General features: G+C 67.6%; 23 protein-coding genes. 18 read left to right on the top strand and 5 right to left on the bottom strand.

From position 1 onward, the window contains the following. Positions 1-6 precede the first annotated feature (6 nt). Together ACLFRM_RS04570 and ACLFRM_RS04565 are read right to left on the bottom strand one after the other, a co-directional pair. Positions 7-834, bottom strand: a complete 828-nt coding sequence (locus tag ACLFRM_RS04570; RefSeq protein WP_410754536.1) for an ABC transporter ATP-binding protein — start codon at positions 832-834, stop codon at positions 7-9. Between the two features lie 5 nt (positions 835-839). Beyond that, positions 840-1,991 (bottom strand): MlaE family ABC transporter permease, encoded by a 1,152-nt coding sequence (locus ACLFRM_RS04565; RefSeq protein WP_410754535.1) that lies wholly within the window; start codon positions 1,989-1,991, stop codon positions 840-842. A gap of 312 nt (positions 1,992-2,303) precedes the next feature. On the opposite strand from ACLFRM_RS04565, the gene ACLFRM_RS04560 reads away from it, so the two are divergent. Genes ACLFRM_RS04560 through ACLFRM_RS04535 form a run of 6 tightly spaced genes read left to right on the top strand, consistent with a single transcriptional unit; the run spans position 2,304 to position 7,351 of the window. Then, positions 2,304-3,269, top strand: coding sequence for a pseudouridine synthase (locus tag ACLFRM_RS04560; protein ID WP_410754534.1), 966 nt, complete (start codon positions 2,304-2,306; stop codon positions 3,267-3,269). A 52-nt stretch (positions 3,270-3,321) separates the two neighbouring features. Continuing rightward, positions 3,322-3,885, top strand: coding sequence for a YqgE/AlgH family protein (locus tag ACLFRM_RS04555; protein WP_410754533.1), 564 nt, complete (start codon positions 3,322-3,324; stop codon positions 3,883-3,885). Then, positions 3,885-4,403 (top strand): Holliday junction resolvase RuvX, encoded by a 519-nt coding sequence (ruvX, locus tag ACLFRM_RS04550; protein WP_410754532.1) that lies wholly within the window; start codon positions 3,885-3,887, stop codon positions 4,401-4,403. The genes ACLFRM_RS04555 and ruvX overlap by 1 nt, the downstream gene beginning before the upstream one ends. A 40-nt stretch (positions 4,404-4,443) precedes the next feature. Further along, positions 4,444-4,965 (top strand): bifunctional pyr operon transcriptional regulator/uracil phosphoribosyltransferase PyrR, encoded by a 522-nt coding sequence (gene pyrR / locus ACLFRM_RS04545; RefSeq protein WP_410754531.1) that lies wholly within the window; start codon positions 4,444-4,446, stop codon positions 4,963-4,965. Between the two features lie 5 nt (positions 4,966-4,970). Continuing rightward, positions 4,971-5,984: an aspartate carbamoyltransferase catalytic subunit gene (locus ACLFRM_RS04540; RefSeq protein ID WP_410754530.1), complete on the top strand. Its 1,014-nt coding sequence runs from the start codon at positions 4,971-4,973 to the stop codon at positions 5,982-5,984. Then, positions 5,981-7,351, top strand: a complete 1,371-nt coding sequence (locus tag ACLFRM_RS04535; RefSeq protein ID WP_410754529.1) for a dihydroorotase — start codon at positions 5,981-5,983, stop codon at positions 7,349-7,351. Before ACLFRM_RS04540 ends, ACLFRM_RS04535 begins: the two co-directional genes overlap by 4 nt. Before the next feature lie 33 nt (positions 7,352-7,384). On the opposite strand, the gene ACLFRM_RS04530 is transcribed toward ACLFRM_RS04535, so the two are convergent. Together ACLFRM_RS04530 and ACLFRM_RS04525 are read right to left on the bottom strand one after the other, a co-directional pair. Next, positions 7,385-8,122: a ThiF family adenylyltransferase gene (locus ACLFRM_RS04530; RefSeq protein WP_410754528.1), complete on the bottom strand. Its 738-nt coding sequence runs from the start codon at positions 8,120-8,122 to the stop codon at positions 7,385-7,387. Continuing rightward, complete coding sequence (locus tag ACLFRM_RS04525; RefSeq protein ID WP_410754527.1) at positions 8,119-8,961, bottom strand: TatD family hydrolase; 843 nt, start codon at positions 8,959-8,961, stop codon at positions 8,119-8,121. The genes ACLFRM_RS04530 and ACLFRM_RS04525 overlap by 4 nt, the downstream gene beginning before the upstream one ends. 204 nt (positions 8,962-9,165) lie before the next feature. Between ACLFRM_RS04525 and ACLFRM_RS04520 the strand changes: the two genes are divergently transcribed. The 4 genes from ACLFRM_RS04520 (at position 9,166) to ACLFRM_RS04505 (ending at position 14,064) form a co-directional block, all read left to right on the top strand. Continuing rightward, positions 9,166-10,020 carry a motility protein A gene (locus ACLFRM_RS04520; RefSeq protein WP_410754526.1) on the top strand — a complete coding sequence of 285 codons (855 nt, stop codon included), beginning with the start codon at positions 9,166-9,168 and terminating at the stop codon, positions 10,018-10,020. A gap of 5 nt (positions 10,021-10,025) precedes the next feature. Further along, complete coding sequence (locus ACLFRM_RS04515; RefSeq protein ID WP_410754525.1) at positions 10,026-10,967, top strand: flagellar motor protein MotB; 942 nt, start codon at positions 10,026-10,028, stop codon at positions 10,965-10,967. Continuing rightward, positions 10,964-11,425, top strand: a complete 462-nt coding sequence (locus tag ACLFRM_RS04510; protein ID WP_410754524.1) for an HIT domain-containing protein — start codon at positions 10,964-10,966, stop codon at positions 11,423-11,425. Before ACLFRM_RS04515 ends, ACLFRM_RS04510 begins: the two co-directional genes overlap by 4 nt. A 62-nt stretch (positions 11,426-11,487) precedes the next feature. Continuing rightward, positions 11,488-14,064, top strand: a complete 2,577-nt coding sequence (locus tag ACLFRM_RS04505; protein WP_410754523.1) for a putative bifunctional diguanylate cyclase/phosphodiesterase — start codon at positions 11,488-11,490, stop codon at positions 14,062-14,064. Positions 14,065-14,182: 118 nt separating this feature from the next. Here ACLFRM_RS04505 and polA read toward each other — a convergent pair whose 3' ends face one another. Next, complete coding sequence (gene polA, locus ACLFRM_RS04500; protein WP_410754522.1) at positions 14,183-16,897, bottom strand: DNA polymerase I; 2,715 nt, start codon at positions 16,895-16,897, stop codon at positions 14,183-14,185. A gap of 193 nt (positions 16,898-17,090) precedes the next feature. On the opposite strand from polA, the gene ACLFRM_RS04495 reads away from it, so the two are divergent. The 8 genes from ACLFRM_RS04495 (at position 17,091) to ACLFRM_RS04460 (ending at position 23,233) form a co-directional block, all read left to right on the top strand. Next, complete coding sequence (locus tag ACLFRM_RS04495; protein WP_410754521.1) at positions 17,091-17,810, top strand: TIGR00730 family Rossman fold protein; 720 nt, start codon at positions 17,091-17,093, stop codon at positions 17,808-17,810. A gap of 47 nt (positions 17,811-17,857) precedes the next feature. Further along, positions 17,858-18,835: a homoserine kinase gene (locus tag ACLFRM_RS04490; protein WP_410754520.1), complete on the top strand. Its 978-nt coding sequence runs from the start codon at positions 17,858-17,860 to the stop codon at positions 18,833-18,835. Next, entirely contained in the window at positions 18,832-19,398 is a 567-nt protein-coding gene (locus ACLFRM_RS04485) for a TRAP transporter small permease subunit (RefSeq protein ID WP_410754519.1), read from the top strand. Before ACLFRM_RS04490 ends, ACLFRM_RS04485 begins: the two co-directional genes overlap by 4 nt. Positions 19,399-19,401: 3 nt before the next feature. Further along, a complete protein-coding gene (locus ACLFRM_RS04480) occupies positions 19,402-20,784 on the top strand; it encodes a TRAP transporter large permease (protein ID WP_410754518.1) in 1,383 nt (460 codons plus the stop codon). Positions 20,785-20,818: 34 nt separating this feature from the next. Further along, complete coding sequence (gene dusB / locus ACLFRM_RS04475; RefSeq protein ID WP_410754543.1) at positions 20,819-21,844, top strand: tRNA dihydrouridine synthase DusB; 1,026 nt, start codon at positions 20,819-20,821, stop codon at positions 21,842-21,844. A 120-nt stretch (positions 21,845-21,964) separates the two neighbouring features. After that, complete coding sequence (locus tag ACLFRM_RS04470) at positions 21,965-22,273, top strand: helix-turn-helix domain-containing protein (protein WP_410754517.1); 309 nt, start codon at positions 21,965-21,967, stop codon at positions 22,271-22,273. Positions 22,274-22,604: 331 nt separating this feature from the next. After that, entirely contained in the window at positions 22,605-22,784 is a 180-nt protein-coding gene (locus tag ACLFRM_RS04465; protein WP_410754516.1) for a PA3496 family putative envelope integrity protein, read from the top strand. Between the two features lie 41 nt (positions 22,785-22,825). Further along, a complete protein-coding gene (locus ACLFRM_RS04460; RefSeq protein ID WP_410754515.1) occupies positions 22,826-23,233 on the top strand; it encodes a DUF423 domain-containing protein in 408 nt (135 codons plus the stop codon). Positions 23,234-23,269 lie beyond the last annotated feature (36 nt).

Below are 23,269 nucleotides of genomic sequence, written 5' to 3'. Positions count from 1 at the left end.
GTCGCGCTACGCCCTCCCCTGGGATTGTCCCGCCCGGTTCGACTCGAGTTTCGCATATTCCGCCGAGCGACTACCGCGAAAATAGGCGACCAGCTCGGGCTCGTCGCGCTCGGCGAGCTCCGCGGCCGGGGCGAAGGCCAGCACGCGTTTGCGGGCCAAAAAGGCCACCAGGTCCGACCCGCGCCAGATCGAGTCGAGGTCGTGGGTGGCCTGCAGGACGGTCAGCCCGAGCGAATCGGTCAGTTCGCGCACCAGCTCGTCGAAGCCCGCCGCGGCAATCGGGTCGAGCCCGGAGGTCGGCTCGTCGAGGATCAGCAGGCGCGGGTCGAGCGCCAGCGCCCGCGCCAGGGCGGCGCGCTTGACCATGCCCCCGGAGAGCTCCGCCGGATACTTGCCGGCGCTGTCGGCGGGCAGCCCGGCCAGCAGCACCTTGCTCATCGCCAGTTCCTCGAGCCAGCGACCGCGCACGGCGGTGTGTTCGCGCAACGGCAGCATCACGTTCTCCAACACGGTGAGGGCCGTGAACAGGGCCCCGCCCTGGAACAGCAGCCCGATCCGCCGCCGGAGTCGGCGCTGGGCGCGTTCGCCGGCGGCAAGCGCATCCTCGCCGAACAACTCCAGCCGGCCGGCATCGGGGCGACGAAGCATCGACAGGGTGCGCAGCAATACCGTCTTGCCGCTCCCCGAGCCCCCGACCAGGGCGACGATACGCCCGGCCGGCACCTCGAGGTCCAGGTCCTCGTGAACGCATTCGGACCCGAAGCAATTGCGAATGCCGACAAGGCGGGCCACTGGGGCCGCTTCGGCCATCGGGCTGTCGTCGTCGAGTGCCATCGTCGTCAGTACCCCAGCAGGTTGAACAGCACGGAGAACCCGGCATCCAGCACGATCACGAGGAAGATGGCCTGCACCACGCTCACCGTGGTCGCCCGACCGACCGCCAGCGCGCTGCCGGCCACCCGCATGCCCTGCATGCAGCCGATCAGCGCGATGGCGACGGCGAACACCGGGGTCTTGATCAGCCCGAGGATCAGGGTGCTCAGGTCGACCACCTCGGGCAGGCGGTCGAAGTAGACCGAAAAGCCCAACTCGAAGCGGTAGGCCGCGATCACCGCCCCACCCAGCAGCCCAAGCAGATTGGCGAACACCGTCAGCAAGGGCAGCACCACGATCAGGGCGATTATCTTGGGCAGGATCAGCATGTCGAACGGCGAGATGCCGATGGACCGCAAGGCGTCGATCTCCTCGGTGATCCGCATGGTGCCGAGCTGTGCGGTATAGGACGAGCCGGTACGCCCGGCGACGATGATGGCGGTCAGCAGCGGCCCCATCTCGCGCAGCGTGATGATCGCGACCAGGTTGACGATCAGGATGTTGGCACCGAAGTCGGCCAGGGTGGCGCCGGCCTGGTAGGCCATCACCATGCCGACCAGGAACGACAGCAGGCCGACGATACCCAGCGCCCGCAGTCCGGCCGCCTCGATCTCGGCGACCACCTCGCGCCAGCGGATGCGCCAGGGCACGGCGAGCAGTCGCCCGCCGCGCACCACCAGCTCGCCGACGAAGGCGAGGAAGGCATTGCCCTCGACAAGCTTGGCCACCGTGGCCCGTCCGACGGAAGCCAGCATCCCCTCGCGTGGCGGCCGGGGTGCCTCCGGCGGCGGCAGGCGGGCCTTGAGCAGTTCGATAAGGTTGCGTTGACCGGCCGGCAGCCCGCCCAGATCGACAACGGCCCCGTCCTGTTCCAGCCGGTCGATCACTCGCGCCAGCCGCAGTGCCCCGGCACTGTCGATCGCCTCGATGTCTCCTTCCAGTCGGGCGGCGCGCAGCCCCGTGGCATCCGGGCGCCGACCGCCCAACACGGTCGGTGCCCCCTTGTCGATCGACTCGAGTGTCCAGGCACCGGAGATCCGCAACCGCCAGTCGCCATCCGCCCCCGGCTCGAGGGCGAAATGCGGTGCAGCGCGGGTGGCGGAATCGTTTGCAGACATGGGCCGGGCGATCTTCTCTTGGGTGGCTGGGACGGGAAACGCACACCGGACGGCGCGCACAGCCGGGCCCGGCCAGGTTGCCCTGGCTTGGCGCCGACGGCGAGTGCGGACGACACGAGGCCAAGCGTAGGCGCAAATCGCCCCGCGCGTCCATCCACCCCGCCGTGGTCGGCGGCCAAGCCGGCCCGGCGCGAACACATCGGTCCGTGGGGCGGAACCTGATAGACTGCCCGGCCCTTTACCGGTGGTGATCGGGCGCGCCGACAGGCGCCCCGTCATGCCACCGTGCCGCCGCGATTCGAGGAGACACCCATGGAAAAACAGCGCTTGCAGAAGGTCCTTGCGGCCATGGGGCTGGGCTCGCGTCGCAAGATCGAGAACCGGATCGTCGAGGGCGAGGTGCGCGTCAACGGCCGCGTCGCCACCCTCGGCGATCAGGCAGGCCCCGGCGACATCATCGAGATGGGCGACAAGCGCATCCAGGTGCCGGACGTGCGTCCGGTGCGCCGCGTGCTGATCTACCACAAGCCCGAAGGGCAGATCACCGCGAACCACGATCCGGAGGGCCGGCCGACGGTGGCCGAGCACCTGCCGCCGATTCGCGAGGGGCGCTGGATCACCGTCGGTCGGCTGGACTTCAACACCAGCGGCCTGCTGCTGGTGACCAACGACGGCGAGCTGGCCAACCGACTGATGCACCCGAGCTACGGCATCGAGCGTACCTACGCCGTGCGCGTGTTCGGCGGCCTCTCCGACGAACAGCAGAAACAGCTGCTCGACGGGGTCGAACTCGAGGACGGGCCGGCCAGCTTCAAGCGCCTGGTCGATGCCGGCGGCCAGGGGCAGAACCACTGGTACCACGTCACCCTGCACGAGGGGCGCAACCGCGAGGTGCGCCGCATGATCGAGGCCGTCAACGGGGCGGTATCCCGGCTGATCCGCATCAGCTATGCCGGGGTTGCCCTGCCGCCGCGCCTGCGACCGGGCAAGGTGCAGGAACTGGAGCCCGAGATCGAAGGCGCACTCGCCGAGCTGGTGGGACTCAAGCCGGAGTCCCGGCACAAGACACTGGGGCGCCACGAGGCCCGCCGCGCCCACAAACCGTTCAAGGCGGGACGGACGCTGCGTGATGGCAACCGAGCCACCAAACCCCGCCAAGGCGGCAAGAGCAGCGGTCCGGTCGCTCACTCGCTCAAGCGCGAGACCACCGTCAAGCCGGCCAGTTCGCGCCGCAAGAGTGGGCCGGCACCCAAGGGCCGCCGCGGCACGCGCCGCTGAAACGGCCGGTCGGCTTGAACGTCGCGCGCCGGCCACCAATACTGGGGAGACCATGCAAGAACACAATTCGCTCACCAACCAGCTCCTGATCGCCATGCCGAACCTGGAGGATCCCAACTTCAGCCACAGCGTGACGTATATCTGTGAAGACAACGACGAGGGGACGATGGGCATCACCATCAATCGTCCGCTGGACCTCGACCTCGGCGACATATTCGATCACATGAACATCACCTGCACGGACCCGGCGGTCCGCGGGCGTCAGGTGTTCATGGGCGGACCGATCTCACTGGAGCGCGGCTTCGTCCTGCATGCACCGCACGGTGGCTGGGAATCCACCCTCGAGGTCACCGACCGTATCGGCCTGACCACCTCGAAGGACATCCTGCAGGCGCTCGCCGACGGCGCCGGTCCCAGGCAGGCCATCGTCGCGCTGGGCTACTCCGGCTGGAGTCGCGAACAGATGGATCGCGAGATCGCGGAGAACAGCTGGCTCAACGTCGAGGCCACCGAAGAGATCCTCTTCGATCAGCCGGTCGAGGAGCGTTGGGCCACCGCTGCCAGCCAGCTCGGCATCGACATCAACCTGCTCTCCGGCGAGGCCGGCCACGCCTGATGGCGGCGAGCCGCGCCGACGACCAGTTCGCCCCGGTGCAACTGCTGGGCTTCGACTACGGCGAATGGCGCATCGGCATCGCGGTGGGCGACCGGCGCATCGGCAACGGTCGACCGCTGACCACCCTGCACAACCGCAACGCCGACCAGATCGACTGGAACGCGATCGAGGCACTGATCGAGGAGTGGCGCCCCGATGCGCTGGTGCTCGGCTGGCCGATCGACGATGCCGGTCGCTGCTACCCGCAGGCCGCCGCGATCCGCCGCTTTGGCAATCGCCTGCGCGAGCGCACGCGCCTGCCGGTGTTCGTCGTCGACGAGCGCCTGAGCTCCGAGCAGGCCGCCGAGCGCCTGGGCAGACGCGCCGCCGCCCGCGACGAGGCCCGCATCGACGCCATGGCCGCCGCCGTCATCCTCGACGGGTTCTTCGACCGGCCGGAAGCGCGCGGCATCGAAACCGTCTCCAAGGCCGAGGTCACGCAGAATCTCGTCGACACCCCCAGCGAGACGCGCCGTTGATACAATCCGCGAGCATTCACCTCACCCGGACGCCGCCTAGATGACACAGACCGACCGCCTGCTGCCCGTCAACGAGGCCATCGACAGGCTCGAGACCCAGATCCGGGCCGAGCGCCGCGACGGCGCGCTGGTCGATCCCCTGATCGTCGGCATTCACACCGGCGGGGTCTGGGTGGCCGACGCGCTGCACCGCGCACTGGGCTGCGAGGAACCTCTGGGCCGGTTGAACATCACCTTCTATCGTGATGATTTCAATACCCTTGGCCTGCATCCGCAGGTCAGCCCCTCGGATCTGCCGGTGGATGTCGACGGACGCGATATCATCCTGGTCGACGACGTGCTGTTCACCGGCCGCACGGTGCGTGCCGCGATGAACGAGTTGTTCGACTATGGCCGTCCCCGTCGGATCGCCCTTGCCGTGCTCTACCAGCGCGACGGCCGTGAGCTGCCCATCTGTGCCGACTGGGCCGGCCAGGAACTCGCGCTAGGCCCCGACGAGCAGATCCACGTCGACGGGCCGGACCCGATGACCGCCCGTCTGGTCACCAGCAAGGAGAGCTGAGCGCCATGGCCGTGAAATTCGTTCGCCCCAAGATCCCCAAGTTCGCCCCGGACCCCTGGGCGATCCAGTTCGACGACCAGGGCCATCTGCGTCACCTCCTGACCATCGAGGGCCTGGGGCCACAGTGGATCACGCGCATCCTCGACACCGCCGAGGGCTTCGTCTCGGTGACCGACCGCGAGATCAAGAAGGTGCCGCTGCTGCGCGGCCGGACCGTGGTCAACCTGTTCTTCGAATCCTCGACCCGCACCCGCACCACCTTCGAGCTGGCCGCCAAGCGCCTCTCGGCCGACGTGCTCAACCTCAATCTCGCCACCTCGGCGACCAAGAAGGGCGAAAGCCTGCTCGACACCCTGCGCAACATCGAGGCGATGCAGGCGGACATGTTCGTCGTGCGCCACGAGCAATCCGGTGCGGCCCACTTCATCGCCCGGCACGTCGCCCCGCACGTCTCGGTGCTCAACGCCGGCGACGGCTGGCACTCGCACCCGACCCAGGCGCTGCTCGACGCCTTCACCATCCGCCGGCACAAGGGCGACTTCACCCCGCTGCGGGTGGCGATCGTCGGCGACATCCGCCACTCGCGGGTGGCTCGCTCGCAGATGCACGTGCTCAATTCGCTCAACGTCGGCGAGCTGCGCGTGATCGCCCCGCGCACGCTGATCCCCACCGACGTCGAGAAGCTCGGCGTGCGCGTCTTCCACGACATGCGCGAGGGCCTGCGCGACGTCGACGTGATCATCATGCTGCGCCTGCAGCGCGAGCGGATGGAATCGGGCCTGCTGCCGAGCGAGGAGGAGTTCTACCGCCTCTACGGTCTGACCGAGGAGAAACTCGGCTGGGCCAAGGATGACGCGATCGTCATGCACCCGGGACCGGCGAATCGCGGCGTGGAGATCGAGTCCACGGTCGCCGACGGGCCGCAGTCGGTGATCCTCGAGCAGGTATCCAACGGCATCGGGGTGCGCATGGCGGTGATGAGCCTGTGCATGAGCGCCAACCGGGGAGAGACCACATGAAGGACGCACCCGAGAACCTCGGTCTGGACTACGACCCGGTCCGCCACCCGGAAGGCTGCCGGCCGGGCATCGACTGCGATCACTGGCTGATCCGCGGCGCCCGGCTGCGCGACCCGTCGCAGGGACTGGACACCACCGCCGACCTCTACCTGTCGAACGGCCGTATCGTCGCGATCGGCGAGGCACCCGGCGACTGGCCGGCCGACACCGCCGAACATGTCTGCGCCGAAGGGCACTGGCTGATCCCGGGCGTGATCGACGGCTGGGCCCGGCTGCGCGAGCCGGGTTGCGAGCACAAGGCCACCATCGCCACCGAGAGCGCGGCGGCAGTCGCCGGCGGCATCACCACTCTGGTCATGCCGCCCGACACCTCGCCCGTGCTGGACACGGTGGCCGTGGCGCGCTACATCAAGCGCCGGGCCCAGCTGGCCGGGCGTGCCCGCGTGGTGGCCATCGGCGCGATGACGCAGCAGCTCGGCGGCGAACTGCTCGCCGAGATGGCCGCCCTGGACGCCGGTGGCTGCGTCGCGATCTCCAACGCCCACTACCCCTTCCACGATCTGCGCCTGATGCGCCGGGCCCTCGAGTACGCGGCCACCTTCGACCTGCAGGTGTTGCTCCAGCCGCTGGATCCGTCGCTGTCGGCGCGTGGATGCGCCCACGATGGCGCGGTGGCAACCCGCCTCGGCCTGCCCGGCCTGCCGGTCTCCGCCGAGACCGCGCCGCTGTCCCAGCTGATCGCCATGATCAGCGAGACCGGCGCGCGGGTGCACGTGCCGCAGTTGTCCTCGGCCGCCGCGCTCAAGCTGATCGAGCGGGCCAAGGCCGATGGACTCCCGATCACCGCCGGGGTCTCCGCCCACCATCTCTGGCTCACCGAGATGGACACCGACGCGCTCGATCCCAACGCCCACGTCATCCCGCCGCTGCGCAGCATGCGCGATCGCGATGCGCTGCGCCGGGGACTGGCCGAGGGCCTTATCGATACGGTGGTCTCCGACCACCAGCCGCACGAGCCGGATGCCAAACTCGCCCCGTTCCCGGAAACCGAGCCGGGGATCTCCGGGCTCGAGACGCTGCTGCCACTGGTGCTGAAGCTGGTCGAGGAGGACGTGATCGGCTTCGACCGTGCCATCGACGCGCTGGCCAGCCGCCCGGCGGCCCTGTTCGGCCTGTCCGATGCCGGCTCGATCGCCGTGGGCCAGCGGGCCGATCTTGCCCTGGTCGATCCGGACGCGATGTGGAACCTCGAGGCCGCCGGCCAGCTGAGCGCAGGCGAGAACACGCCGTTCACCGGCTGGGACTTCGCCCACCAGGTGAACGCCACCTGGGTCAACGGCCGACGGGTCTTTTGCCGCGGGGAATGACCCGGACCCCCAGGATTAGCCGGCGGCGCGCAATCAGCGCGTGCCCTCGAGCAACTGACGGATGATCTCGCCGGCCACCACGTGGCCGAACAGGTTGGGCAGGTAGCTGATCGTGCCGTTGACCGCCCGGGACTGGCTGCCGTCCGCGGTGGGTTCGTGTGGGGCGGGCTTTTTCGGCGGCTCGGTGGAATAGACCACCGGAAAGTCGACCGGCGCGCCCGCCTTCCTCAGCTTGCGACGCAGCACCGCCCCCAGCCCGCAGCCATGCACCCGGTCAAGCCGCCCGACCTGCATCTGGCGCGGGTCGATGCGGTTCCCCGCCCCCAGTGCCGTGAACGTACCCCGCCCCTGCTCGCGGGCCACGGCCAGCAGTCGCGCCTTGACCGCGATCGAGTCGATGCAGTCGGCCACGAAATCGGGCTGGTGTTGGCCGAGGAACCCCTCGACGGCCGAGACATCCAGGAAGTCGGTGCTGGGGACCAGTTCGATGTCGTCGCGGATCGAGGCCAGCCGCTCGACGGCCACCTCGGCCTTGCCTCGCCCCAGTACCTCGCCGGTGGCCAACAGCTGGCGGTTGAGGTTCGAGGCGACGAAGGTGTCGTGATCCAGCAGGATCAAACGCCCCACCCCGGCCCGGGCCAGCGACTCGGCCGCGGCACCACCGACGCCACCGAGCCCGGCGACCAGCACGGAGGCGGCCCGCAGGCGGGCGAGACCCTCTTCTCCGATGAGCAGTTCGGTGCGTTCGTCGACGGGGTTGATGGCGTTCACGGCAAGTCGTTCCGGCTGTCTGGATGGGTCGAGGGTGGGCCAGCCGCATTGTAGCGAAGTCGACCCTTGAAAAGCCGGCCGACATTGCGCTCGATCTGTGCGAGCAACTCGCCCTCGGCCAGATTCCGCAACGAGGCCAGCGCGGTCAGGTTCTCGGGCAGGTAACCGGGCAGGTTGCGTTCGCCGCGATGGGCATGCCCCGGCTGGTTGGGCGCATCGGTCTCCAGCACCAGCGACTCGAGCGGCAACTCGCGCAGCATCCGATGCACACGGTGGGCGCCCTGGTGGGTGATCGCGCCGCCCACCCCCAGGAAAAACCCCTGCTCGATGAACTGCTCGGCCTGCTGGCGCGATCCGGTAAAGCCATGCACGACGCCGCCGGCATGCCGTCGGCGCCGCAGCCAGTACAGCAGCCGGTCGGCCGACTGGCGCTCGTGCAGGATCACCGGCAGGTCGCGCTCGGCGGCCCAGTCGATCTGGGCGGTGAACAGCGCGTTCTGCGCCTCGACATCGAGACCCGAGCGGGCGAAGTCGAGGCCGATCTCGCCCACCGCGACCGGCGGGTCGGCCGATTCCCACTGCCGATCCAGCCCCGCCAGGGCCGTCGCGACGTCAACACGATCACTCCACCAGGGATGCGTACCGAAGGCCGGCCAGGCCGACAGCCCCGCCGTCCGGGCCTGTCGTATCGCCCGGCACTGGTCGGGAAAGTCCGTCGGCGAGACGCCCACCGCCACCAGCCCGGTCACCCCGGCGGCACGCGCCTGGGAGAGCACGGCGGGCATGTCGTCGGCGAAGGCCTCGGCCTCCAGGTGGCAATGGGTATCGATCAACTCCACGCCGGTTCCCCCGTCTTCCGTCACCGGTTTCAAGCCGAGGTGACATCACGCAGGCTCAAGAATGCGCCCGAGTGGTCGATTCTAGTAAAGGATCTGGAAACGCCTCGCGCGGCGCGCCCGTCCCGGCGACGATGGCGACAGTGCTATCGTTGACCACTGCCACACTCATCGTACGGCACCGACCAACCACGAGGACCGCGAGACTTGAATCCCAGTACGCTACTCGGCATGTTCATCGGCCTGGCGATCGTGGTGGCCGCGATCGGCCTCTCCGCCGAGGATCCGTCCAACTTCCTCAACCTGCCGGGCCTGTTGCTGGTGGTTGGCGGCACGGTGGCGGCCACGCTGGTGAGCTATCCCCTGCACGAGGTGCTGCGGGTGTTCCGCGTGTTCGGCATCGTGCTCCGAAACGAGCGCCTGTATGCCGAGCGCGACATCAACGAACTGGTCGAGGTCGCCAAGCTCAAGCTTCAGGGACAGATTACCCGAGCGGACGAAAAGCTTAACCGCATCAAGAACCCGTTCCTGCGCTCGGGCATGCAGATGGTACTCGATGGCGCCGCCTCGGAAGACCTGATCACCCTGATGCAGTGGCGCATCGCCCGCATGCGTGCCCGAGAACGCGCCGAAGCCCAGATCTTTCGTACCATGGCCACCTTCGCACCGGCCTTCGGCATGCTCGGCACTCTGCTCGGCCTGATCAACATGCTTTCGGCCATGGACGCCGACCAGTTCGGTGCGATCGGCACCAACATGGCGCTGGCGCTGATCACCACCCTCTACGGCATCCTGCTGTCGAACATGCTGTTCAAGCCGATCGCGCTCAAGCTCGAACGACGCACCGAACAGCGCGTGATGCTGATGAACATGATGGTCGAGGGGGTGCTGCTGATGCAGGAAGATCGCTCGCCGGCCTTCATCCGCGAGACCCTGGGTTCGTTCCTCGCCCAGAGCGAGGACGAGCTGCGTGACGCCGAGCATCAGCGGGGCCGGTCGAAAGGCCGCTCCAGTGGGCGATCGACCACCCCTCGCCGCCGAACGAGGCAGGCAAGCGAGTGAATCGCGTGACCGCCGAGCCCAGCGCCCAGGACATCGAACTCCAGGAGGCCCGCGTCGCCGCGGCCGCCCGCGACGGTGGGCGGCCATGGAGCGAAGGTTGGGAGACGGATGTCCGCCAGGTCGAGGATGACCAGAACTACTGGCTGCTGACCATGGTCGACCTGATGACCCTGCTGCTGACCCTGTTCGTCCTGCTGGCGGCCTACGCCTACCAGCACAAGGCCGAGCATCCCATCGAACCGGGCAGTGGCGCACAGACCGACCGGCCGGCCAACACCGACCGCCCGGCGGCAAGCGATTCCACCGGCCAGACCGACCCGCCCGAGGTCGTGATCGGCGGGGACAAGCCGAATCCCGATGCCCGCACTGCCAGCGGCGACGCACTGATCGGCGAACGCCACGAGCAACTGTTTGCCGAACCCGGCGATGCCGAATCCCACCAGGAACAGCCGAAAGGCGGCGACGCACCTCGGGAAGAGAACGACGAACAGGCTGACGCCCAGGCCAGCGCGCTCGCCGGGCGGTTCGAGGACATGGGTGACGACGTCGAGGTGTCGGCCATCGCCGACCGGGTGCAGTTGCGCGTCAAGGACAACATCCTGTTCCCGACCGGCGAGGCGGGTCTCTCGGACCCCGGGCGCGCCCTGCTGGCCCGGCTGGCCGAGCGGCTGGACGACAGCGACTACCGCATCACCGTCGAGGGACACACGGACGACCGGCCCATCCAGACCTGGCGCTACCCGTCCAACTGGGAACTTTCCGCGGCACGGGCCGCGGCGGTGGTTCGTGAACTGATTGCCGGGGGCATCCGGCCCACTCGCCTGCACGCCGTCGGGATGGCCGACACCCAGCCCATCGCCGACAACGACACGGCCGCCGGGCGTGCCGAGAACCGCCGCGTCGATCTGGTACTGGAACTGCCTGCCGCCGAGGAGGCCCCCCGATGAACGCCCACCGATCCTCCGGCACGGAATGGTCAATCCACCCGCGGCTCATGGCCGACAGCATCCCGTTGCTCAACCACGGCCGCCTGCAATTCCGGCTGATCGACGACCGGCGATTTGTCTGGACGCTGATCGTGCCGATGTGCCCCGGCGCCGAACAACTGCACCGGTTGTCGCCCGACTGGCGAAACGAGGCCCTCACCGGCCTGCAGGCCCTGAGCGAGAGCCTCGATCGCCTCTATCAGCCCGCCCGTCTCAATGTCGGGGCGATCGGCAATCTCGTCGATCAGCTCCATCTGCATTGTGTGGTGCGCCGCGCCGACGACCCGGCCTGGCCCGGGGTGGTCTGGGGGGCCGGCACACGCGAGCCGATGGGGCCGATCGAACGGCTCGCCCGCGTGCAGCCGATCGCCGCTGGACTCGGTGAGGCCCTTGCGCGACACTTTGATCGCCCCGCCTAGTGCGTGCCGGCCCGGCGGGACCGGATCAACGGAATGCGATCTAAGCAACCAGGACGACCCGAATGCGACTGCTCCCCCTGCCGCTGCAATTTCTGCTCTTCATCCTCGCCCAGCTGGCCCTGAGTGCCGGGCTGGTCTTCTACCTCGGCAACCTTGCCCAGTCGAACGTCGAAACCTTCGCCGAGGCCAGCCGCGGCTTCGCCGAGACGCACCGGTCGATCGAGCAGATCCGCAACGAGTACGCGGTGATTGCCGCCAAGGTCGAGCACGAGGTCGACGGATTCGCGCCCGGTGACCGCGGCGACGTCTCGGCGTTACGCACCGAACTGGGGCAGATTGCCTCCGCCATACGCGGCAGCGTCGCGCTGGCCGCACTGCGCGAGAACCACCCCGGTGCGATCAACCGACTCGCCGACTCGATCGAGCTCCAGTCTCGCCGGCTGATCGAAGCCAACCAGAACGTCGCCTCGGCCTCCGAGGAGGAGATCGAGCGCATCCAGGCGCGCCTGGCCGACCAGCGTGCGGCGATAATGACCGACGGCTTCGGCGAGCTGATCGATGCGGCCAACGCGGAACTCGAGGACACCATGCAGGCGATTCGGAGCGCAAACGCGGCGGTCACCGAAAACTACCAGCTGATGCTGATCGTCTTCGTCGCCCTCCAGGCCCTGCTGCTGATACTGGTGCTCTGGCTCACCAACCGGCAGATTCGGCAACTGGCCGACATCACCGAACGGATCGTCGCCGGCAAACAAGCCAGCGCCGGCGCGCAACAGAAACGTCGTGACCAGTTGGGGCGCATCGCCCGAGCCGTCCAGCAGTTCCGCAGCTCGCTGGTAAGCCTGTCCAACTCCCGTGAACAGCTCCAGGCGATACTCAAGAAGCATGACAAGGAGGCACTGAGCCGGCGGCGCGCGGAGGAGTCGCTCGCTCTGACCGGTTCGGTATTCGACGAGGTGCAGGAGGCAGTGCTGGTCACCGATATCGAGGGGATCGTCACCCGGGCCAATCCCGCCGCCGAGTCGCTCCTGGCCATGAGCAGCACCAAGCTCGCCGAACGCCCCCTGCTGGAAATCCTGCTCGACCAGCCCAGCCGAGTAATCGCCCCGATCTGGAAGCACGTGCTGGACAAGGGCGAGTGGCAAAGCGAGATCGAGTTCAACCGCCCCGAGGACGGCAAGACCTTGGTCACGCTGGTTTCCATTCGTCTGGTGGGCGAGCCGCGCGAGAAGCGGGGCCACGTGATCGTGGTGCTCAACGACCATACCGAGATCCGGGCCCGCGAGAACGAGATTCTCGCCCTGGCGCGCCAGGATCGCGTGACCGACCGACTCAACCGCGGCTACTTCGTCCAGCAGGTCGACACGCAGATCCAGACCCACCCGGACCGGCCCTTCGCGCTGATCGCCCTGGGCCTCGACGGTTTCACGGCGTTCAACGAGGCACTGGGCCGTCGGTTCGGCGACCGCATCCTGCGGGTAATGGGCGATCGGCTGGCGGAGATCACCGAGCCGCGCTCGCTGCTCGCACGCATCGACGGCGACGAATTCGCCTTCCTGGTATTCGCCGATACCACCGCCGACCTCGAAGCGGTCGTCGACGAGGCGATGCGCCAGGCACATGCCCATCTCACCCAGCGGGTCGAACTGGCCGGCTACCGGCTCGACATCCGCGCCAGCCTCTCCTCGGCGCAGTTCCCGGCCGAGGGACAGACGGCCGAGGAGCTGTTGCGCATCACCGACAACGGGCTCTCCCAGGCCAAGGCCGAGGGCGGCAACCGTATCATCGGGCACGCCGAGGGGCACACCCACGCCGCCCAACGCCGCTTCGAGCTCACCCAGGCGCTCGGGCGTGCGCTGGGCAACCGCGAGATGCGTGTGCACTACCAGCCGCAGGTCTCGCTCGCCAGTGGCACCCTGGTAGGCTTCGAGGCATTGATGCGCTGGCGCTACCGCGGCGACTGGATCTCGCCGGCCGAGTTCATCCCGCTGGCCGAGGAACACAACCTGATCGGCGAGTTCACCGAATGGGCGCTGAACAACGCTTGCCGACGCGTGGCGGACTGGCAACGCGAGGCCGGCCAGGAGCTGACCATCTCGATCAACGTGCCGCCGCAGCTGCTGCTCCTCGACAAGGTCGACGAACGGCTGATCGAGCTGGCCAAGAGCGCCGGGCTGCCGACCTCCTCGATCGTGCTGGAGATCACCGAGAGCGATTTCGGCTCGGACCCGACCCTGCTCGCCGAACGCCTGCACCAGCTGGCCATGCACGGCTTTACCGTCGCGATTGACGACTTCGGCACCGGCCATTCCTCGCTCGCCTATCTCAACAAGCTGCCGATCTCCAAGCTCAAGATCGACAAGCAGTTCGTCGACGATATCGAGCACAGCGAGGAGGCGCGCAAGCTGCTCGAGTCGATCCTGGCCATGGCCGAGAAGCTCGAGTTCGAAGTGGTGATCGAAGGGGTGGAGACACCGGAGCAACTGATCGAGTTGCGCAAGTTCGGCAGCCGGCTGCAGATCCAGGGCTTCGTCTTCTCGCGGCCCTTCGACGAGGACTACTGGGACGGCGAGTTCATGCACGGAAAAGTCCCGAGCTACACGGTGCCCGAGGTCCAGCCCAGCCGTCAGATCGAATAAGACCCGGGATCGACGCCCGCCTGCCGCCTCAATCAGCGACAACGGACCTTCGGGTTTCGTTTGTTCGACCGGCGGGAACGCCGCCGGCTCGGTCAGCCTTTCCCGGCACCACGTCGGGTCAGTGCGCTTCGTCCCAGCTCTCGCCGATGCCGATCCCCACCTCCAACGGGACCCGCAGTTCGGCAGCGGCGATCATGGTCCGCTCGATATCCTCGGCCAGCACGCTCGCCTGATCGTCCGGCACCTCGAAGATCAGCTCGTCGTGTACCTGGATGATCATCCGGGCCCGCCCGGGCTTCACCACGTTCTCGTGCAGGGTCAGCATGGCCCGCTTGATGATGTCGGCGGCCGTGCCCTGCATCGGCGCGTTGATCGCGGTGCGCTCGGCGTACTGGCGCCGCTGGCCGTTGCGGCTCTTGAGTTCGGGCAGGTACAGGCGCCGACCGAACACGGTCTCGACATAGCCGCGCTCATGGGCCTGCGCCCGGGTCTCGTCCATGTAGCGCGCCACGCCGGGGTAACGGGCGAAATAGCGCTCGATGTACTCCTGCGCCTCGTTCCGCCCCACCCCGATCTGGCGTGCCAGCCCGAAAGCCGACATGCCGTAGATCAGACCGAAGTTGATCGCCTTGGCGGCGCGGCGCTGCTCGTCGGTGACCTCCCCGCCGTCGGCGAACACCTCGCGGGCGGTGGCCCGGTGAATGTCCTCGCCGCGTTCGAAGGCCTTGAGCAACCCCTCGTCGCCCGACAGGTGCGCCATGATGCGCAGCTCGATCTGCGAGTAGTCCGCCGAGACCAGCTTGTGACCGGGCGCGGCGACGAAGGCCTTGCGGATACGCCGCCCCTCCTCGGTGCGCACGGGGATGTTCTGCAGGTTGGGATTCGAGGAGGACAACCGCCCGGTGGCGGTGACCGCCTGGTGGAACATCGAGTGCACGCGTCCGGTGTCGGGGTCGATGCGCTCGGGCAACCGGTCGATGTAGGTGCTCTTGAGCTTGGTCAGGCCGCGGTAGTCGAGGATCAGCTGGGCGAGCGGATGCTCGTCGACCAGCGCGGACAGGGCCTCCTCGTTGGTCGAGGGCTCGCCCTTGGGCGTCTTGACCTTCACCGGCAGGGCCATGCGCTCGTACAGGATCGCCTTGAGCTGCTTGGTCGAGCCGAGATTGAACGCCTCGCCGGCGATCTCGCGGGCCTGCGATTCGATCGCCTCGATCCGCTCGGCGATCGCCTCGCCCTGGCGGGCGAGCTGCTCGCTGTCGATCGCGACCCCGGCACGTTCCATGCTGAACAGCACCGGCACCAGCGGCCGCTCGATCTCCTCGTAGACCGTCATCAGGTCAGGGGTCTCGGCCAGTCGCGCGCGCAGCCGATCGGCCAGTTGCAGCGTGATGTCGGCATCCTCGGCGGCGTACGGGGCGGCGACGTCCAGCGCGACCTGGTCGAAGGTCAGCTGCTTGGCCCCCTTGCCGGCGATCTCCTCGAAGGTCGTGGTCTGGTGCGATAGCTCGCGGGCGGCGAGCGTGTCCATGTCGTGGCGCGAGGCGGTCGGATCGAGCACGTAGGACTCGAGCATGCTGTCGTCGACCAGCCCGGAGAGCGTGATGCCGTGATTGGCCAGCGCGTGCATGTCGAACTTGGCGTTCTGCAGGATCTTGGTGGGCCGTTCGTCCTCCAGCCAGGGCTTGAGCCGAGCGAGCACGGTCTCGCGATCGAGCTGCGGCTCGATCCGTTCACCGTGGGCATCGACATGGGCCAGCGGCACGTAGATCGCCTCGTGGGGCTCGATCGCGAACGACAGCCCAACCACGTGGTTACGCATCGGCTCGATCGAGTCGGTTTCGGTGTCGAAGGCGACCCGCTCGGCCGCCTCGATCCGTTCGATCCAGTCATCGAGCGCCGCCATGTCGACGATCGTGTGATAGATGACCTCGGGGCGCTCGACCGTTTCGCCAACCGCCTCGCCCTCGGGCAGTCCCTGCTCACCGAACCAGCGCCGCAGGCTGTTCAACGCGTAGCGATCGGCCATGGCAAGGCCGGTCTGCACGTCGGACGCCTCGATGACCAGGTCATCGAGCTTGACCGGCAGCTCGCAGTCGGTGCGGATGGTGACCAGCTCGCGGCTGACGGGCAGCATCTCGAGCGAGTCGCGCAGCGACTGGCCCACCTTGCCCTTGATCTCGTCGGCATGCGCGATGATCTCGTCGAGCGAGCCGTACTGGTTGATCCACTTGGTGGCCGTCTTCGGCCCGCAGCCCGGCACACCCGGGATGTTGTCGACCTTGTCACCCACCAGCGCGAGAAAATCGATGAACTGCGCCGGGCTTATCCCGTACTTCTCCTCGACGGCCGCGACGTCCGTGGTCTTGTTGCTCATGGTGTTGACCAGGGTCACCCCCGGGGCGACCAGCTGGGCGAAATCCTTGTCCGCGGTGGCGACGATCACCTCCTCGCCGTTCTCGCGTGCCTCGTGCATCAGCGTGCCGATGACGTCATCCGCCTCCACCCCCTCGATGCACAACAGGGGAAAGCCCAGGGCTCGGACCAGGGCGTGTACCGGCTCGATCTGCACCCGCAGGTCGTCGGGCAGCGGCGGGCGATGCGCCTTGTACTCGGGGTAGATGTCGTCGCGGAAGGTCTTGCCCGGGGCGTCGAAGACCACGGCCATGTGGCTGGGATCGGCCTCGCGGCGCATTTTCAGGAGCATGTTGACCACGCCGTGGATCGCCCCGGTGGGCGTGCCGTCGGGTGCCGTGAGCGGCGGCAGGGCATGAAAGGCGCGAAACAGGAAGGAACTGCCGTCGACGAGTATCACGGGTCCGTTACGGTCGGACATGGTAGGATTTGCCCCTTTTTTAAGCCGTGGGTATCAACCCGGTACTATGCCACAGGCAGCCGGGTCACCGATGCCGAAGACCGCAGGCAACCGGCACCGGCAGCGGTCGACACGGCCGCCCGGAGGGCGATTGGTCGCCCCCCGGAAGAACGACCGACATGTCCTGAAACCCATCGGCCTCGCGCGGATTTCCATGAGCAGAAAGCTACCCAACCACCCGACCCGACTGGATCAGCAACAGCGGCTCTCGCAGGAGTCGTGGAAGGTCTTCCAGATCATGTCCGAGTTCGTGCATGGCTACGAGACGCTCGCCAGCATCGAGCCAGCCGTGAGCATCTTCGGCTCGGCGCGCTACAAGGAGGACAACCCCTGGTACGCGCTTACCGTCGAGGTAGCGAAAAAACTCTCGAACGCCGGCTTCTCGGTGATCTCCGGCGGTGGGCCGGGCCTCATGGAGGCGGCCAACAAGGGCGCACAGGCCGGCGGCGCCCCCAGCGTGGGACTGAACATCGCCCTGCCCCACGAGCAGCAGGACAACCCCTACCAGGATGTCTCGCTGCACTTCCAGCACTTCTTTGCCCGCAAGGTGATGTTCGTCAAGCACGCCTCGGCCTACGTGGTGATGCCCGGCGGCTTCGGCACACTCGACGAGCTGGCCGAGATTCTGACTTTGGTGCAGACCGGCAAGTCGCGTCGCATCCCGATCATCCTGCTGGGTACCACGTTCTGGCAGGGGCTGATCGACTGGTTCGGCGACCAGCTTCTGGTCGAGAACACCATCGCCGCCGAAGACCTCAAGCTGTTTACCCTCTGCGACACGGCCGACGAGGCGGTGGACGCGATCTTCGACTTCTATCGCAACCGCCGCGTCACGGCCACCGAGGAGGAGCAGCAGAAGCTGCTCGACCTCTAGGTCCCGGCGCCGATGCCCGGCAAACCCACGCAACGAACGAGACCGTCATGTCGGTTTTTACCAAGGTCGATACCGACCAACTCACCACCTTCCTGACCCGGTTCGACTGCGGTGAGCTGGTCGAGCACCGCGGGATCGCCGCCGGGATCGAGAACACCAACTACTTCGTCACCACCACTGGCGGGCAGTACGTGCTCACCCTGTTCGAGAACCACGGTGCCGACGAACTGCCGTTCTTCCTCGACCTGATGGCCTATCTCGCCGAGCACGACATTCCCACTGCGCACCCGGTGGCGACGCGCGACGGCGCCTACCTCACCGAGCTCAACGGCAAGCCCGCCGCACTGGTACAGCGGCTGACCGGCGCCTCGCTCGACCACCCGGACGCGGCGGCCTGTGCCGAGATCGGCCGCACGCTGGCGCGGTTCCACCGGGCCTCCGCCGACTTCCCCGAGTATCGCGCCCCGGATCGCGATCTCGCCTGGGCCGAGACCGTGGCGCGCCAACTCCACGAGAAGGCCACCGACGACGAGCTCGCGCTGCTCGACGACGAGCTGGCCTTCCAGCGCGGCCAGTCGCGCGACGGTCTGCCGCGCGGGGCGATCCACGCCGATCTCTTCCGCGACAACGCCCTGTTCGATGACGGCCGACTGACCGGCATCATCGATCTCTACTACGCCTGCACCGACGCCTTTGCCTACGACCTGGCCGTGACCCTCAACGACTGGTGCATCGACGCCTCGGGCCAACCACTGCCGGCCGAGCGCGACGCCCTGCTGGGCGCCTATCTCGCCGAACGCCCGTTCACGCCGGGCGAGCAGGCGGCCTGGCCGGGGCTGCTGCGCGCCGCGGCCCTGCGTTTCTGGGTCTCGCGCATGCAGGATCGGTACTTCCCGCGTGCCGCCGAGATGACCTACATCAAGGACCCGACGCCGTTTCGCCGCATCCTCGAGGCGCACCGCGCCAACGGGGAGCGCACGGCCCACTGGATCGGGTCCAACCAGCCCGTGGAGGCCCGACAATGAACGCCGAGAAGCCTGCCTGCCGGTTGAGCCGCCTGGTCGATCGTCTCGATCGTGTCAACGAATGGACCGGGCGTGTGGTCGCCTGGCTGGGACTGGTGCTGACGCTGACGGTCTTCGGCGTGGTCGCACTGCGCTACGGCTTCTCCGACAGCAACCAGTGGCTTTCCGAGTCGATCACGTACTGGTTCGCGCTGATGTTCATGCTCGGCATGGGCTACACCTACCGCCACGACGGGCATGTGCGCGTCGACGTGCTCTCGCGCAACGCCTCGCCGAAAACCCGCGCCTGGATCGAGATCGTCGGGGTCGTGCTTCTGCTCTGGCCCGTCTGCCTGTTCATCGCCATCTCGAGTCTCGAGTACGTCGGTAACAGCTGGGCGATGCGGGAGGGCTCGCCCGAGCCCGGCGGCATCCCGCTGCTGTACCTGCTCAAGACCCTGCTGATCGTGATGCCCGCGCTGCTGTTCTGGCAGGGACTGGTCGAATTGCTGCGCCATGTCGCCGTCCTGCGTAACCAGCAGCCCACCGAACCGGAGCACGGTTCGATCAAGGAGGGCATGTAAGGCATGGAATGGCTGCTGCTCCTGATGGTGCTGACCATCTTCGCCGCACTGATGAGCGGCTTTCCGGTCGCCTTCGTGCTCGCCGGGGTCTCGCTGATCTTCGCCGGGATCGGGACGCTGATCGGCGTGTTCGATCACGGCCTGATGAGTGCGATGCCCAACCGCCTGTTCGGCATCATGCTCAACCAGACCCTGGTGGCCGTGCCCTTGTTCGTTCTGATGGGCGTGCTCCTGGAAAAGGCCCGGGTGGCCGATGACCTGCTCGAGAACATGAGCGCGCTGTTCGGCCGGCGTCCGGGCGGGCTGGGGCTTTCCATGATGCTCGTCGGCGCGATCCTGGCCGCCAGCACCGGCATCGTCGGCGCGACCGTGGTGACCCTCGCCCTGATCGCGCTGCCCGTCATGCTCCGCCGCGGCTACGACCCCTGCCTGGCCTCGGGGTCGGTGGCCGCTGCCGGCACGCTGGGCCAGATCATCCCGCCGTCGATCATCCTGGTGCTGCTCGGCGACCAGCTTTCCAACGCCTACACCCAGGCCCAGCTCGACCAGGGCATCTACTCGCCGGAGACGGTCGCGGTCGGCGACCTGTTCAGCGGCGCCCTGATCCCCGGTTTGATCCTGGTCGGCGCGTACGCCGCCTACATCCTGTTCGTGGCCTGGCGCCAGCCAGAGCGCGTACCCGGCCTGACGGAGGACGAGCTCGCCGATCGTCCGCCGATCAGCCGGCTGCTGCTGGCGCTCACCGCGCCGGTGCTGCTGATCGTGCTGGTGCTCGGCTCGATCATGGGCGGGATCGCCACGCCCACCGAGGCGGCCGCCGTCGGCGCGGTCGGTGCGCTGCTGCTCGCCGCCGCCAAGCGCCGCCTGACCCTGCCGGTACTGCACGAGAGCCTGACCGGCACCCTGCGCGTCACGGCGATGGTGTTCCTGATCTTCATCGGCGCCTCGATCTTCTCGCTGGTCTTTCGCGGCTTCGGCGGCGACGAGATGGTCCACGACCTGCTCTCGGAACTGCCCGGCGGCGCGATGACGGCCCTCCTGATCGTGATGGTGATCGTGTTCCTGCTCGGCTTCATGCTCGACTTCATCGAGATCACCTTCGTGGTGGTACCCATCGTGGCACCGGTACTGCTGATGATGGGCATCGACCCGATCTGGCTGGGCGTGCTGCTGGCCGTCAACCTTCAGACGAGCTTCTTGACCCCACCGTTCGGCTTCTCGCTGTTCTACCTGCGGGGAGCGGCGCCGGCCAGTGTCCGTACCGCCCAGATCTATCGCGGGGTGCTGCCTTTCATCGCCATACAGATCGCCGTGCTGGGACTGCTGGTCATCTTCCCGGACCTGGTCACCTGGCTGCCCGAGACCCTTGACGTCCGCACGCCCTGACAACCCGGCCCACCCCGCGCTGGCACCGATCGAACTGGTCGGGCGCGACGAGCGCCTGCGGATCGAGTTCCCGCTCGCCCTTGCGCCGATGGCGGGCGTCTCCGATCGGCCGTTCCGGCAACTCTGCTTCGATCAGGGCGCCGGGCTGGTCATCAACGAGATGATCAGCAGCAAACCGGAACTGCGACATACCCGCAAGAGCGAGCAGCGCCGGATTCGCCCCGACGATCCCGCTCCGCGTGCCGTCCAGTTGCTTGGCAACGACCCCGGAGACCTCGCCCGGGCGGCACAGCAGGCATACTGCGATGGCGCGCAACTCATCGATCTGAATCTGGGCTGTCCAGCCAAGAAGGTGTGCCGCAAGGCGGCCGGTTCGGCCCTGATGGCCGAGCCCGACACCGTCGCCCGGCTACTGGAGGCGACCGTCGAGGCCGTGCCCTGCCCGGTCACGCTCAAGATGCGCACCGGGCCGAACGAGGACTGGCGCAATGCCCCTGAAATCGCACGCATCGCCGAGGAGACGGGCATTGCGATGCTCTCGGTCCACGGACGCACCCGGGCACAGAAGTACAACGGGCGGGCCGAGTACCACACGATCGCCCGGGTGGTCGCCGACCGCAGCATCCCCGTGCTCGCCAACGGCGATATCGACTCGGTGGCCAAGGCGTACGAGGTATCGTCCGCCACGGGGGCGGCCGGCTTGATGATCGGCCGGGCAGCCTTCGGACGCCCCTGGCTGTTCGCCCAGATTCGCGCGGCCCTGACCGGCCGTCCGATACCGGGAGAGCCGCTCCCCGTCGAGGTCATGGGCTTTGTCCGCACGCAATTCGAGAATATTTATTCCCATTACGGAAATGTGATGGGCGTTCGCATCGCGAGGAAGCACTGGGGATGGTATTCTTCGCGGCTACCGATTGACGAAGGGACGCGCAAGGAGTTCAACCGGCTGGAGACCGTCGAGGCCCAGCGCCGCTGGCTCGACCTGCAACATCGGCGACTCGACGGGATCACCGCGGAGCTTCACGGCGTGTCGACGACCGCGTCGGCGGGCGGCAACTGATCCGCCACCGACGCCCGACCCGGGACAGCACGCGGGACCCACGACGAGCACGGCAGCCGCCGCTCGTCCCGTTCCCTCGTGGTCCCGTCCGCCCCCGAAGCCGTGTTGTTGAAAAGAATAATGACCTACCCATCCAGCACCGTCACCGCCCAGACCCACGAGTCGTCGCTCAACGGCAGCGCACGTCGTGCCGCCGAATGCCATCACGACGTGCACGAGACGATTATCGACGCGCTGGACATCCTCTGGGATGCCTTCGAGGAAGACCAACCCAGCAATCTCTACCAGCTGGTCATGGGCCAGGTCGAGCGTCCCCTGCTCGCCCGCGTGCTGGAGCGCTGCGACCACAACCAGAGCCGCGCGGCCGCCTGCCTGGGCATCAACCGCAGCACCCTGCGCAAGAAACTGCGCGAACACGACCTGCTCTGACCCCGAACCCGGCTTTTCCCCCCCTGAACCGCCCGCTTTTTTTACCGACGCCCACCTGGCGCAGAAGCCCGCCGGAAATTCCGCTGTTGCATCGCCGCAAACGCCGCCGGCACGACCGCCGCGCGTAGATGAAGAATTTGCTTTGACCGGCCGGAAAAACGCGGTATAACGCGCCGGAAAATCGGCTGGTCAGCTTCGGGAACGGGGCGCCGGACCGGGCAGCCTGCCCGGAACCCATGATGGCCTGCAGGACCTGGCCATGACCGTCGATCGATGCCAACGCGATCCCGCCACGGGATTGCCTTGAACGTGTTGATCACGCAGGTACATCATGAGCAAAGAGAACGACTATCAGGACCTCGACGACTGGGACGACACCGAAGTCGAGGATGACGATCAGAACAACGACACGCTGCTCGACAGCATCAAGGGCACGAAAGACGCCCGTCGCCGGCTGGACGACCTGCTCGAGGAACGACGACTTCGCGAGCAGATGACCGACGACTTCTGATATCGACCGTGCGACGGCACGGCTCGACCCGGAGACGACGCATGCCAGACGTTCGCCACGACCCGTACACGATTCCAGATCGAGGCGTTCTGGCCACTGGGCTCCTGCTCGGGCTGCTCGCCGTCGTCCTTGCCTCGCTCGCTGCCCACGGCCCCCTCGCCCCGACCGAGTCCGACGCCCAGCGCCAAGTCGATACCGCGACGCTGGTTCACTTCGTTCATGCACTCGGATCGATGCTGCTCGCATTCTGGCCGGGCGGCGCTCGCGTGCGCCTGGCCGTTGCGGGCGCCTGGCTTACCGGCACCATCCTGTTCAGCGGCAGCCTCTATTCCCTGACCCTGTTCGACCAGGCCTGGCCCGGCCCGCTCACCCCCCTCGGCGGGCTGCTCCTGATCACCGGCTGGCTTGTCTGGCTCGTCGGCCTGATCGTTCCAAGATCGGCGCACTAGGACGTCGAGGTTCATCGGAAACGGCCGACCGACCCG

It is taken from the genome of Guyparkeria sp., assembly GCF_046540515.1.
In the GTDB taxonomy this organism is placed as follows: Bacteria; Pseudomonadota; Gammaproteobacteria; order Halothiobacillales; family Halothiobacillaceae; genus Guyparkeria.
The sequence above is the reverse complement of the archived record's forward strand: the minus strand, read 5'-3'. Positions and strand labels throughout refer to the sequence as shown.